The sequence below is a fragment of the Nitrospinota bacterium genome, assembly GCA_009873635.1.
Classification (GTDB): Bacteria; Nitrospinota; Nitrospinia; order Nitrospinales; family VA-1; genus LS-NOB.
The window spans coordinates 91,884-105,032 of sequence record WAHY01000006.1 but is presented as its reverse complement, the minus strand read 5'-3'; the positions used below and the strand labels follow the sequence as shown (position 1 = coordinate 105,032).

Annotated in this window: 16 protein-coding genes and 1 pseudogene; 5 read left to right on the top strand and 12 right to left on the bottom strand. The window is 41.8% G+C overall.

All coding sequences use genetic code 11. The features are described 5' to 3' along the window. From F3741_05715 to F3741_05700, 4 genes are all read right to left on the bottom strand, one after another. The coding region (locus F3741_05715) for a CBS domain-containing protein (protein ID MZG30297.1) at positions 1-389 on the bottom strand (389 nt) is incomplete at its 3' end. An 18-nt stretch (positions 390-407) separates the two neighbouring features. After that, positions 408-755: a P-II family nitrogen regulator gene (locus F3741_05710; GenBank protein MZG30296.1), complete on the bottom strand. Its 348-nt coding sequence runs from the start codon at positions 753-755 to the stop codon at positions 408-410. Between the two features lie 14 nt (positions 756-769). Beyond that, positions 770-1,579 carry a DUF1538 domain-containing protein gene (locus F3741_05705; protein ID MZG30295.1) on the bottom strand — a complete coding sequence of 270 codons (810 nt, stop codon included), beginning with the start codon at positions 1,577-1,579 and terminating at the stop codon, positions 770-772. After that, on the bottom strand, positions 1,579-2,280 hold the full coding sequence (locus F3741_05700; GenBank protein MZG30294.1) for a DUF1538 domain-containing protein: 702 nt from the start codon (positions 2,278-2,280) through the stop codon (positions 1,579-1,581). Before F3741_05700 ends, F3741_05705 begins: the two co-directional genes overlap by 1 nt. Before the next feature lie 195 nt (positions 2,281-2,475). On the opposite strand from F3741_05700, the gene F3741_05695 reads away from it, so the two are divergent. Continuing rightward, positions 2,476-3,003: a hypothetical protein gene (locus F3741_05695; protein ID MZG30293.1), complete on the top strand. Its 528-nt coding sequence runs from the start codon at positions 2,476-2,478 to the stop codon at positions 3,001-3,003. 29 nt (positions 3,004-3,032) lie between these two features. On the opposite strand, the gene F3741_05690 is transcribed toward F3741_05695, so the two are convergent. Continuing rightward, the gene (locus F3741_05690; GenBank protein ID MZG30292.1) at positions 3,033-3,344 is read right to left on the bottom strand and encodes a flagellar biosynthesis anti-sigma factor FlgM; all 312 of its coding nucleotides are present in this window, start codon (positions 3,342-3,344) and stop codon (positions 3,033-3,035) included. A gap of 9 nt (positions 3,345-3,353) precedes the next feature. Next, positions 3,354-4,193: pseudogene (locus F3741_05685) on the bottom strand (flagellin FliC). 307 nt (positions 4,194-4,500) lie between these two features. Between F3741_05685 and F3741_05680 the strand changes: the two are divergent. Further along, positions 4,501-4,710 carry a heavy-metal-associated domain-containing protein gene (locus F3741_05680; protein ID MZG30291.1) on the top strand — a complete coding sequence of 70 codons (210 nt, stop codon included), beginning with the start codon at positions 4,501-4,503 and terminating at the stop codon, positions 4,708-4,710. Here the strand turns inward: F3741_05680 and F3741_05675 are convergent. Both F3741_05675 and ubiE read right to left on the bottom strand, forming a co-directional pair. Continuing rightward, positions 4,707-5,876 carry a PDZ domain-containing protein gene (locus tag F3741_05675; protein MZG30290.1) on the bottom strand — a complete coding sequence of 390 codons (1,170 nt, stop codon included), beginning with the start codon at positions 5,874-5,876 and terminating at the stop codon, positions 4,707-4,709. The genes F3741_05680 and F3741_05675 overlap by 4 nt on opposite strands. Continuing rightward, positions 5,869-6,606, bottom strand: coding sequence for a bifunctional demethylmenaquinone methyltransferase/2-methoxy-6-polyprenyl-1,4-benzoquinol methylase UbiE (gene ubiE / locus F3741_05670; protein MZG30289.1), 738 nt, complete (start codon positions 6,604-6,606; stop codon positions 5,869-5,871). The genes F3741_05675 and ubiE overlap by 8 nt, the downstream gene beginning before the upstream one ends. A gap of 137 nt (positions 6,607-6,743) precedes the next feature. Here ubiE and F3741_05665 point away from each other — a divergent pair, with 137 nt between their 5' ends. Both F3741_05665 and F3741_05660 read left to right on the top strand, forming a co-directional pair. Continuing rightward, the gene (locus F3741_05665; GenBank protein ID MZG30288.1) at positions 6,744-7,292 is read left to right on the top strand and encodes a DJ-1/PfpI family protein; all 549 of its coding nucleotides are present in this window, start codon (positions 6,744-6,746) and stop codon (positions 7,290-7,292) included. Between the two features lie 81 nt (positions 7,293-7,373). Beyond that, entirely contained in the window at positions 7,374-7,592 is a 219-nt protein-coding gene (locus F3741_05660; protein MZG30287.1) for a hypothetical protein, read from the top strand. Between the two features lie 6 nt (positions 7,593-7,598). Here F3741_05660 and F3741_05655 read toward each other — a convergent pair whose 3' ends face one another. Continuing rightward, positions 7,599-8,459, bottom strand: coding sequence for a PhzF family phenazine biosynthesis protein (locus F3741_05655; protein ID MZG30286.1), 861 nt, complete (start codon positions 8,457-8,459; stop codon positions 7,599-7,601). Positions 8,460-8,524: 65 nt separating this feature from the next. Then, positions 8,525-10,405, bottom strand: a complete 1,881-nt coding sequence (gene asnB / locus F3741_05650) for an asparagine synthase (glutamine-hydrolyzing) (protein ID MZG30285.1) — start codon at positions 10,403-10,405, stop codon at positions 8,525-8,527. A 391-nt stretch (positions 10,406-10,796) separates the two neighbouring features. Between asnB and F3741_05645 the strand changes: the two genes are divergently transcribed. Beyond that, on the top strand, positions 10,797-11,177 hold the full coding sequence (locus F3741_05645; protein ID MZG30284.1) for a DUF2726 domain-containing protein: 381 nt from the start codon (positions 10,797-10,799) through the stop codon (positions 11,175-11,177). A gap of 125 nt (positions 11,178-11,302) precedes the next feature. On the opposite strand, the gene F3741_05640 is transcribed toward F3741_05645, so the two are convergent. Further along, positions 11,303-12,235, bottom strand: coding sequence for a transketolase family protein (locus F3741_05640; GenBank protein ID MZG30283.1), 933 nt, complete (start codon positions 12,233-12,235; stop codon positions 11,303-11,305). Next, entirely contained in the window at positions 12,235-13,071 is an 837-nt protein-coding gene (locus tag F3741_05635; protein ID MZG30282.1) for a transketolase, read from the bottom strand. The genes F3741_05640 and F3741_05635 overlap by 1 nt, the downstream gene beginning before the upstream one ends. Positions 13,072-13,149 lie beyond the last annotated feature (78 nt).

The window sequence follows — 13,149 nt, the reverse complement described above, 5'->3', positions numbered from 1 at the left end:
TAATCTTCCCACCGGTCAACCATGCCGTTCAGAGAAACCATTCCCGTAACCTTGTTATTTTCAATTACCATAGCGTAAGATACATTGAAGTTTGTCAAAAACCTTGCCGCATAGGGAATAGGCATATCTGCATTTATTGATAAAACAGGTTTAGACATTATTTCATATACATGTGCTTCGTGGAGTTTTCTTCCTTGTCCGATTACTTTTCTTGCAATATCTTTCAAGGTCATGATGCCATAAACATCATTTTCGTCACGCGGTTCTATTAGAATGGCGTTGATTTTTTTTTCTCGCATCATATTCAATGAATCAGAGACTTTCATGACTCCCTCTACTTTAGTAAAGTTGGCCATCATGACGTCACGGACCTTTTGAATCTTGGTCATTATTTTCTCCTAAGCTGATTAAAAATAACGGTCTTTAGCATCTTTTTCCATAGTGGGCATTTGACTTTCCAATCCTATTGCCCTGTCTACATTCATGCTAAAAGCAATTCCATTGCCATGCTCTTTTAAATGTCCTGATTCATAAATAGCTTCCATAATATTGTTGGCTATGAAATCTTCAACCAGGAAAAGCAGCATATCTTTTTGAGCTTCCATTGTCAGTCCCAAAAAAGATTTGTGCGAATGAATGCCTTCGCCGCGGGAATTTAAAACGGTGACACCTGTTGCGCCAGCCGCTTTTGCAGATTCAATAACAGTGTCCTGATAAGTCTCATTTACCATTGCTAAAATGACTTTAAAACGCATGAGCTATTTACTCCTTATGATGGTTCTTCATTCTCTGTACGTTTTGTCCGATTTTCAGTGATCATAGCATACGCCATGACAGTGAACATAGGGAAAAGGGAAGCGAATGCGATCAACCCAAAACCGTCAATCAAAGGTGAGCGACCGGGAACATTTATGGCTAATCCAATTCCCAGTGCCGCAATCAAAGGCACTGTTACGGTAGAGGTTGTAACACCACCTGAATCATATGCGAGTGGAACAATCTGTTTGGGTGCAAACCATGTCTGGATAAGTAATAGAGCGTACCCTGTTACAATATAGTAATGCAAAGGAGTTCCGGTTACTATGCGATATACACCCAGCGTTACACCACCCGCGACACCCAGTGCAACGGCTATTCGCAAACCCCATGCAGAAATTGCACCGGTGGTTATTTCATTTGCTTTCAACGCAACGGCAATCAATGCCGGTTCAGCAAGGGTTGTGGAAAACCCAATCAGAAAAGCAAAAACATAGGTCCAGAAATAAATTTCAGGTGAAATCTTTTTGGCATTTTTCAGGAATTCTACTTTTTCAGAATCATTCCCGGCAAGAAATTGCAGGTCCGTCAATTGATGGGCCATTTCTGTGCCTATGGGAAATACACATTGCTCCAGTCCAACGATGAATATTGCAAGTCCAACAACTACCAATACCAGCCCGATCAGTTTTTGCTTGAGATGTGGAACAAACTTGCGAATGGCGACGATTTGAAAAAAGCCCAGAACCAGAATTATTGGAAGTATATCCAGTAATGTTCCTTTAAAAGCTTTTCCTAATGTGTCTAAAACTTCGCTATCCATTAGTTGCCCACACCATAAATAAGAATTCCATACCCCAGAACAAATATAATTGGGCTTAAACTTGCCAGGGCTATAAGCCCAAACCCATCTAACATAGGGTTTCGACCCCTTATGGAGGTAGCCAGGCCTACACCTAGTGCTGTGATCAGGGGAACTGTGATTGTAGAAGTCGTGATTCCTCCAGAATCATATGCAATACCTATAATCTCCTTCGGGGCGAAAAATGTAGCGAATACAATCAGGGTATAGCCACCAATGATGAACCATATCAGAGGCCAGCCTTTCATAATCCGGATTACACCTATTGCAATGGAAAGCCCTACAGAAAATGCGACGGTAAAACGCAGCCCTAAAATAAAATTATCTATGGATTTCTTCTCGTTAGCTATTGCCCCAGCCCCTGAGGCAAGGGCACCAGCCTTTCCAGCAATAACTGTTAAAGCGGGTTCCGCGATAGTAGTGGAAAACCCCAATGCAAACCCAAAAAAAATGATCCACCATGGATTTCCTTTCAGAGCAAACTCATTGGCCATTTTTTCGCCTATAGGGAATAGGGCGCTTTCCAGTCCCAGGATAAAAATGAAGAGTCCTGTGACTACGAGAAGAACGCCTGAAAGAGTTTGACTCGGGTGGGGAAAAGGCTTTTGTATAATTGCCAGTTGAAAAAATGATATAACCACTATAATAGGAAAAATATCCATAAAAGCTGAAAAGATTTTTGAAAATAAAAATTTGGCAATATTCACTGGTTAGATATTAGTTCGAGTATGAATGTTATTTTAATTCGAAATCAATTTACACAGCTTATACTTTTCAAGAGAAAGTATAACAAAATTTTTTAAATCAGTTATTATGCATTCCAATCTGTAATAGTTACACTTAAGCTAGGGGTAGGCATGAGTTCAGAAGAGTTGAACCAGGATGAGTTAAATAAAGAAATGCTTTTGAAGATATTTTATGAAACAAAAGGAAATATTGATGACATAAATGCGGCAATAGACAAGAGTTTATTTGGTACACAAGTGCGAAGTCTTACCTTGTTCGAGAAATTTGTGAGTGCCAGATTATCACTCAACCCAAAAGTATTAAAATTAGTAAGTATGAATTTGACCTGGTTCGAAATGGCATATTTAAGCCAATATCAAGGGTTGGAAAATGTTGAAAACCTGGATCTGAGGAAAAATCAATTGGGTGATGACGGGTTGGATGCTTTGTTATCATCCGAAAGGCTGGGAAGTATTCGAAAGCTGGATTTAAGAAATAACAGCATTACACGGATCGGGATGGAGATTTTAGCTAAATCAGATAAGCTGCAAAAGCTGGAGCAACTTGACTTGAGATCAAACAGAATCGGAAAGACCTGGGAAGATAAGCTTAAATCAACAGCTAAGTTCCCAAATCTATCTTCACTGAAAACAGTTTGATTTCAGCAGTAAATTAATTGCTAAAAAATCTATAAAACCAGATGGTTTTTGTTTTCCCGGATTTTTTGAACAATTTTGTCGGCGATCTCATTTGCTTTCACCTCATAAGATCCATTTTGCAATACATCACGAAACTTATTCACAAGGTCATGTCGAATTTCGCTCGTGATTGCCTTACTTGGATTTGCTGAGGCTTGAGCCTTGGAAGACCCTGAAAGCTTTACCTTGTCAACGTTTCCAGGGGAAGAAGATTTGTCAGATGTAGGCTTTATCTTTCCCTTGGCTGATCCGTTAACAGGGTTTCGCCTGCCAATTTTTGTTGTTATTTCTAATTCATTCATAGTGTTGTCTTATTGTTGCAGTAGCAATAATACTCCTTCAGGTATAAGGTTTGCCTGTCCTACCATTGCCGCTGAAGACTGAACTAAAAGTTGTTGCTTGGTCAATTCAGTGAATTCTTCAGCAAAATCAGCGTCTTTAATCGTTGAAGATGCGGCAGTCAAGTTTTCAATCGATACATTCAAAGTATTCAAGGCACGCGCGAATCGGTTTTGTGCGGCTCCAATACTTCCTCTATAAGCACTGATGGTTGCTATAGCTTCGTCAACCTTAGAAAACCCTGATATGGCATCTTCAAAGGTAGCTACAGATAGATCGTCAAGATTAAGAGTGGTCGAATCTGTTGCCCCCAAATTCACATCAGTATTTAAATCTATTCTTCCGCTTTGATCAGAATCCAGGCCAACAACAATTACGATATGGTCAGCAACGTCTGATGCAAGAGAACCATCCAAAAGTTTTTGCCCGTTGAACTCTGTTGAATTAGCGATACGGTTAAACTCGTCTCTCAACGAATTGATTTCAAGTTGCAATGTATCCCGCTCTGTTTGACCCAGGGCACCATCTGTTGCGGATAATAGTTCCCGCATACGTATCAGAATTCCAGATTGTTCATTTAATCCGCCCTCGGCAACATTAATGAAACTGATTCCATCATTAAGGTTTTTCGCCGACTGTTTTAAAGTGCGTGCGTCGGAATTGAGAAGTTCAGATACAGATTTATCTGCACCGTTTGTGTCTCGATTTCCGGAAGCAACCCTTCCAATCGATTCACCAAGATTGCGGTTGTTGGTGTCTAGCCTGTTTTGGGCTATAGCGGAACTTAAATTATTGAAGATTCAAAGTGCCATTCCATTTTCCTCCATGAAATTGGAATTTATTAGATTTTAAGGCTTTATAAATACCAGGTCCTCCAAGACCCAGTTGATTGAAAGCCTTTTTTTAGCGCAGTCTCCAAACTGCCTTAATTTAGTTACGGCTAAAATGTCAGTTTCTTGAGTTTTTTAATAAATTTCTGTGAAAAATATTTGTTTTTAAATCACTTGGTATTTTGTAAAGATTTTTTTTGAGTCTTGAATTATTAATAAAAATTCATGAGATAATCACTTAACAGTATTAGATAATAACGAAGTTAACACTTAATAAAGGGAACGAGTAATGCAAAGCGTTTTAAACGTAGATGGTATGACTTGCCAACATTGTGTTCAGACTGTGAACGAAACGGTGGGTAAGATGGCAGGGGTTGAAAAGGTGGTGGTAGATCTTGACCAAAAAAAAGTTACGGTTGATTATGATGATTCAAAATCAAAGCTGGATGATATATCCGCTCGTATTGTTGAGGCTGGATTCCAGGTAACAGGGAGCTAGGAACGCATTTTTCCGACTTTAATTTTCAAAGTCTTTTCCTGACCATTACGGAAAATTTTTACCGGTACAATTTTACCAATCGCGGTATCCGCAACGAGCTTCTGGAAGAACTTCAGGCTTGAAATGGTTTGCCCATCAAACTGTATGATGATATCTCCACGGAGCATACCTCCAGACTGGGCTGGAGTTTCTTTTTCAATACTGTTTACCAGTACCCCGACGCCTAGTGTATTCAATTTGAAAGTATTTGCCAGTTCCGGAGTCAATTTCTGAATTCCTATTCCCAGCCAGCCTCTTTCCACCGAACCATTACGGATCAGTTGTTCTCCAATTTTCAAGGCCGTTTCTACAGGAATGGCAAAGCTCACCCCAGATCCAATTGCGGCTACAGCTGTATTGATTCCGACAATTTCCCCATCAAGGTTGATCAAAGGGCCACCACTGTTACCGGGATTTATCGAGGCGTCAGTCTGAATAAAGTTTTCATAATGGCTTATCCCAAGATCAGTGCGTCCAGTCCCGCTTATTACACCAACGGTGACGGTGCCTTCCAGTCCATAAGGATTGCCAATAGCCATGACCCATTCGCCCACGCTTAAGGAACTGGATGCCCCAAACTCGGGTTCAGGGAGCCTGCGTAATGTTGATATTTTCAATACTGCAAGATCGGTATAAGCGTCATAGCCAAGGATTTTGGCAAAGTATTCTTTTCCATCGGATAATTTGATCAAGACCCTGTCGAGTTTTTCAACAACATGGTAATTGGTTAATATGTGTCCACTTGAATCGAGAATGATGCCTGACCCCATATTTTCAATACTGAATTTTCGACTTTTCAGATTTTCGGCAAACCAGTTTTTAAGAGAGTAATACCAGGGTCTGGAACCATGCGGCTCATACCAGGATGATTTTTCTACAAGCTCTTTAACCTTGTTGACACTGACTACCGAAGGTTTGATGGTTTTTGCGTTTCGAATAAAAGCATTTTGCAAATCTAACAGGTTTTTATAGTCCTGACTGTCCTCAATGCTTTTGGGAATAGCTTTGTTCAGGGTAGGCCCTGTATAACTATCGAGAAATAAATTAATATTTATAAGGACAACGACAACAATCAAACAAGCCCACGCAAACTTTCGAACGTGATGAAAGAGTTTTGAATCAGGCATGTTTAAATCCTGTATAAATAGTTGTGATTCCCAAGGTCAATTCCCTGAACTTCACGGACTCAAACCCAACATCTTTAAGAATTGAAGCGAATGCCTTACCTTTTGGAAAGGTTCCAACGGAATTTGGTAAATAAGAATATGCGTTTTTATGCCCTGAAATACAGCGTCCCATGACTGGTAAAATTTTCTCAAAATATAAACGATAAAGCCACTGCAATAACCCATTTTGAGGAAAAGAAAACTCCAGAATTACAATTTTACCCTTGGGCTTCAAAACACGATGAATTTCGCCAATGGCGGTATTTATATCGGCAAAGTTTCGCGCTCCAAAAGCTGAAATCGCTCCATCAAAACTGTCTTTTTGTAGAGGCAGGTTTTCAGCAGTTCCTGGCAGTAATTGGACAGATGTTTCCATCTTTCTTTCAGACACCTTATTTTTACCCAGCTTCAACATGGCATCACTGAAATCTACACCAATAACACGGGTCTGGTCTCTATGGGCAAGCTCAAGAGCAATATCTGCTGTCCCTGTTGCGACATCAAGAAACAGTCGGTTTGTAACAGGTTCCAGTTCATCGACTGCTGCTTTTCTCCAATATCTGTCACAACCGGCACTCAATAGACCATTTAGAAAATCATATTTTGGCGCAACAGCGTTGAACATATCCTGAATAGGATTTTTTTCGTAAGCTGTATCACCAAAGCTTTGTTTAACATGAGAAGACGGCATAGCCAAGATATTGATATATTGGAGAAAGGTATAAAATTTTAGCATCTGCGGCTAAACGGCACAAGAAAGACTTGAGGGTTATAACTAAAACTCTATAAAATCAGTATAAAAAATTAATCCTTTTGGAGAGATCACCCATGAAGACAGTTCTGGTCCCTTTAGCATCAGGTTTTGAGGAAATTGAAACGATTACCGTCGTTGATATTCTGCGGAGGGCAGGTGCGCGTGTAATCCTTGCAGGAACTATTCAAGGCCCTTTGAAAGGCTCAAGAGGTGTTCTTGTTTTACCTGATGAGAACCTTGATGATGTCCTTGATAAGGAGTTTGATTTGATTGTATTACCAGGCGGGCAACCGGGTACCGATAATCTGAAAGGGGATGCCAGAATTATACAATTGGTGAAAAAAATGGATGGCCTCAAAAAAAATATTGCCGCGATTTGTGCTGCCCCACTGGTTTTACAAGAGGCTGGAATTCTTGCTAAACATAGTATTACCAGTCACCCTTCTGTTCAAAATCATTTGCAAGCCCCCGGCTATAGTGAGGATAGAGTGGTTGTGGATAAAAATATTGTTACCAGTAAATCTCCTGGTACGGCTATGGAGTTTTCTCTCAAACTTGTCGAAATTCTGTTTGGGACGGAGCGTCGGGATGTTGTAAACCAAGGTGTTCTGGCAAAAATCTGAATTCACTTGATTTTTTTGCAACTATTTTGCTGAACCCTCATCCTATTATTCGTAGATATCTATAGTTTGAATGAGGATCAAATGAATATTTCTTATACTCAGCTTTTGGTTAATAAAAGACGGGTTAAACGTCGAATAAAGAAAAAAGCGATCGTTGATAGCCGTTGCAACCATTGCAGTGGTGCTTTCAAGGGACATGGTGAAATTGAGACCTGCCTGATGTGTGGACGGGAAAAGGGGCATCTCTGTGCAAATTGTCAACATACACCTGCAGAGACCCAGGAGAAAAAGCTCGCCTGAATACTATTACCCCGTATTCATGCAGCCCTTAAACACAGGTTTGCATTGACCTCCGACACTTATTTTATTATCTTTTGAGACACTCACATAAATTAACGAAGGGCGCTGCATCTCGTAGCCCTGCTCGATGACCATATTTATCACATTCCCACCATTAATTCTGGCCCAATAAGCGCCCATTGCTCCAGCGACGCTCCCTGTAGCCGGATCCTCTGGAATTCCCAGGCTTGGTGCAAATGCCCGGGCATGAACCGTATTTTCAGGGCTCCTGGTTTCACGACAGAAGGGATAAATCATGCCAATCCCCAAAGGGCTCAACACTTCATGTAAAATCTGGGAATTAATATTTATCTCATTGATATCATTTATTTTATTTATTGGAACTAATAATGCTGGGAACCCTGTCGAGACAACCTGAACGGGTAGGCTTTCATCTAAAGCTTTGAGAGGCAATCCCAAAGCATTGGCTATTTTTTCGGACGGATTCAGCTCATGAAGTGTTTCTGCAGGTGGATGCTGCATATAAACCTTGTCTTCTTCTGTCCAAACGGAGATGATTCCATTTTTAAAATTTAAATTCAGGGTACTGGCATTTACTGATTTATATTTTCTGAGAACATATGCTGTGCCAAGAGTAGGGTGACCGGCGAAAGGGATTTCACTGGTAGGGGTGAAAATTCGAACATCAAAATCCGCATTATCAGTTGAAGAAGGATAAACGAAGGTGGTTTCGGATAAGTTCATCTCCCTGGCCACTTTTTGCAAGTCTTCTTCTGCAAAATTCTGCCCGTTGGTAAAAACAGCTAAGGGATTTCCACCAAAAATCTTGTTGGTGAAAACATCCACCTGATAAAAAGGAATTTCCATAGTTTTGTCTTGTGCTTGGATAGCTCTTTGAATACCTGACTGGCTATAGACCAACGAATCCCCGTCTAGCTGAGATTATTATCAACCCAGGACTTCAAAACATAAAGTGACCAGGGCCTTGACCAGGAGATTCGGCCTGAAATAAATTCGTTCCAGATATTGGTCACGGACTGTTGCGATATCAGGTCGTCAAGTTGCTGCAGTGGGGATAATAGCACGGTTTCTATTTCAGAACGCAATGCTCCACGCATCCATATTTCGAAAGGAAAGGTGAACCCCATTTTTTTTCGGCTCCATATATTCTCTGGCAATAAGGACTTCATCGAGTTGACCAGCAATCGTTTCGGAGTCCCGTCCTTTTCATTGCCCGGTAATCTGAATATCATCTCGACCAGGCGATGATCCATGAAGGGAACCCTTACTTCCAAAGGATGCGCCATGCTCATCATATCAGCATCACGCAATAACATGTTTTGCAGGTAATGATAAGTTTCCAGATACGATACCTGATTAAAAATATCATCTGCCGGGTATTGCTTTAACTGGTTATGGGTTCGTTGATAGTCTTTTTCTATCTCGGTTTGTGCCAGTTTTTGATCGTTGAATAGATCGGTTAAGAGATCCTGACAGAACAAGGCACGGATAAGAAAGTATTCATGCGCTCCGCTTAATTTCCCTTTCATCCAATGTTCCATTTTTGTGGATTGGTCGGAAGGAAACAGGCTCCTGTTTAATCCTGCGATACTATTCATGAAGGGAATAGATTTTATCCACTTTTTTCTTTGAAGAAGTTTGGGCACCAATTGGAAAGAGGGGTAACCCCCAAATAGCTCATCACCACCTAGTCCGCTTAAGGCCACCTTCAGCCCTGCCTCATGGGCTGAGCGGGAAATGAGGAAAGTGTTTACGCCGTCAATCGTGGGTTGATCCATGGCAGAAAGTGAAGAGGGGAGAGCCTCTAAAAGCTGGTCTTCATCCAGCCATAAAACCTGATGACGGGTTTTAAATCGATCAGCTATTTCCTGGGAAAACGACGACTCATCAAATTCTTTTTCCTTAAAACCAATGGTCAATGTGCTAACTGGGTCGTCTGACAGGCTGGCGAGTGTTCCGACTACAACGCTGGAGTCGATTCCACCACTCAAGAAGGCCCCTAAAGGTACATCACTGACTCTTCGACACTGAACCGATTGTTCAACAGCCTCTTTGACTTGCTGTTCTATATTTTCGGTACTGACCGGAACATGATTTCCTTGAAATGGATTCCAATATTCTTTCTCTTCCCAATCACCGTTTTTATCGATCCATAAATAATGTCCGGGTTTTAACTCCCGAACCGAATTGACAATGCTTTCAGGGGATTTTAAATGTCCAAACGAAAGGAATTGGTAGAGTCCCGTAGAATTGATGGACCTGTCAGTAAAACCGGATGCCAGCAGGGAACGTAGTTCTGAGGCAAAAGTAAACTGCTGTTCTTTTATATGGTAATAAAGTGGCTTGATTCCCAAACGGTCACGTGCGATGAATAAAGCTTCTTTTTTGCTGTCCCATATGGCGAAAGAAAACATGCCCACCAGACGGTCGAGACAGCCAACTCCCCAGTTTTCGTAAGCTCTCAATAAAACTTCGGTATCGGACTGGGAGTGAAATTGAAACGCCAGTTCATTTCTCAGTTCCCGGTAATTGTAAATTTCGCTGTTCGTTGAAATCCAGACTGAATCGTCGTCGTTGGACATTGGCTGATGTCCGGCCTGGGAAAGGTCAATGATGGAAAATCGCTGATGACCCAGATGAAGAATAGGGCCAGTATCAATTTCTATGCGTTCTTCTCCACGATCATCAGGGCCGCGATGGCGTAATTTATCGAGCATATTACGCAAAACTCTGACCGGATTTTCAGGTTGGACAGAAGGGTCAAAATTGATGAAGCCTGCGATACCGCACATAGGAATAAGGAAAGCTCATTGAACCCCGCTTGCTCAAAGTAGGGCTGGGTGAATTGATTTGTCTATTGAATCCTCCTCTAATTCCTCTCCCTTAAAGTGAGAGGCCAGGTGAGGGTGTTAAATAATGTGTTTTCCAGACTGATTTACGGCTATAAGTTTAAACAGTCGTACTATCGTAGTCTGGGATAAAATAGTCAAGATATTTCCCTTTTGGGCATTCTGGATATACAATCAATTTTCTGGTTTATGCCCAAATACGGACTTGATATGGAATTTTCAATTGAAAAATTATTGTTCAAGCCCATAGCGGCATTGGCGATTATTTTAATCTTCTTATGGTTTATCGTAAATATCCTCGGCTGGATAGAGCAAAAATTTCTCAAATCCACATATTTTCCATACAAAAAAACAGTTTTTTTTCAGGGGTACGGAACGGAAATTCTACGACGCGCTGGTAGAAGCCGTTGGTCCGGAGTTCATGGTTTTTTCTAAATGCCGGGGGGTGGATCTGGTTGATGTGGATTTCCAGAAACATTTCCGGGCATTTAACCGAATCAAATCATTGAGCGTTGATTTTGTGTTGGTGCGTAAAGGCAATGAAGCAATAGCTTGCGTCATTAAATTAAGTGAAGACCTGCACGAGCAATTTGACAAGGAAAATATATTTCTCGACGAGATTTTTGCAACAGTCGAGTTGCCCCTGATACGATTTGAGACTCGGGAGGTGTATTCGGTGGTTGAGATTCAAAAAGCACTGATAACAAGCCTGTGAATTCAGGTTCCCATAACATATATTATGTCAACTAAAAGATGTTGGTGGATTTATAAAGGGTTGTGAGGCTGTTCCCTGCTTTTTGGATGGTTTATTTCTTTAAACAGCCTCAGGGTGACTTTCAGCTAACTTAAGCTGTCTTTTACTGCCTTGGCGATGTGGTTGGCGGACAAGCCGTATTTTTCGAACAGTTGTGGGCCGGTGCCCGTTTCAGCGAAATGGTCTTTGACGGCGATTCGCTTGAACGGTTTTGAGATTTGTGCATCAAGAAGAACTTCGCCGACTGCGTCTCCGAGTCCACCTATATAATTATGGTCTTCAGCGGTGATGATGGCATTATGGCTGGATGCCATTTCTATAACGAGTTCGCGGTCAATCGGCTTCAGTGTCGAGATATTAACCAGTGTGACGTTGATTCCTTCTTTATCCAGCATTTCCATGGCTGTCAGACTTTCCTGGACCATGATCCCGGTGGCAAAGATAACCAGGTCAGAGCCTTTTTTAACCACCCTGCCCTTACCAATTTCAAACTTGTAAGAACTGTCGAAAATGCCTTTTACTTTTGGTCGACCCAAACGAAAGTATGCCGGGCCTTCATAATCTATCAATGCCTTGGTTGCCTGGGTTGTTTCTTCCCAGTCCGCCGGTTGAACGACAATCATATTGGGCATTGCACGCATATAAGCCATATCCACGATCATTTGAGCGGTTGGCCCATCTTCACCGACGGCCAGCCCTGTATGTGTGCCTACAAGTTTCACGTTGGTATTGGAATAAGCGATGCTGACCAGCACCTGGTCCATAGTTCGCCCTAACAGGAAACAGGCGAATCCTGTAGCAAAGGCAACTTTACCTGTGGTTGCCAGTCCCGCAGCTGTGCAAACCATGTCTGCTTCGGCAATCCCCACATTGAAGAAACGTTCAGGATATTTATCGCCAAACTTTTTCGAACGGCTGCTGTCGCTCACTCCCGCATCAAGGACGACTATGCGAGGGTCGTCACCCAAATCAACAAGAGCCTGACCATAAGCGTCACGTGTGGCGGCATCTTTCATTATTACACCAGCTCCTTTAAAGCTTTATCATAATCTTCCTGTGAAGGAGCCACACCATGCCATGCGGTTTTTCCTTCCATGAAACTAACCCCTTTGCCTTTGATTGTATCAGCAATGATCACGCGCGGTTTCTCAGGGTGCAGAGGTAGTTGCAGAACATCCATGATAGCCTGCATATTATGCCCGTCGATCCTGTGGACATCCCAGTTAAAGGATTTCCACTTTTCCTCAATAGGTTCAAGGTCTTTAAGGTCTTTGGTGATGTTGTCTTGTGCGACCTTGTTGTAATCAACAATCGCAACGAGATTGTTGGTTTTGAATTTGTCTGCGGACATGGCGGCTTCCCAGATTTGGCCTTCATGCAATTCTCCATCGCCGAGAATTACGTAAACTTTTGAATCATAACCATCAAGCCTGGCTCCTAATGCTATACCGTGTCCGATGCTTAGTCCCTGCCCCAAACTTCCAGAGGCTATTTCTATTCCAGGGGTTTTGGGATGTGGATGCCCGGAAAGAAACTTTGAACTGTTAATTTTTCTATAACTGACGAGATCTGTCTCTGCAATGTATCCTGCCTTGGCGAGCACTGCATAATAAATTCCTGTTGCGTGACCTTTGCTCAATAAAAAGCGGTCTCTTTTGGGGTCATTGGGATTCTTGGGATCGTTATTTAAAATTCCACCAAAAAACAGGGCTGTCATTAAATCTGTAGCCGAGAAGCTACCACCTGGATGACCCGACCCAGCCTGAAAAATAATCTTGAGGGCGAGTCGTCTTAATTCCAGAGCTGTTTTTTCGAGTTGGGTTATATCAGGATTGGTCAATGGACTGTCATTCATTAAAAAGTAAACGAGGCAAAAACCGTGTCATAGCTTATAGCATAACCACTTTATATTTGCTAAGAGTATTTTTGAGGG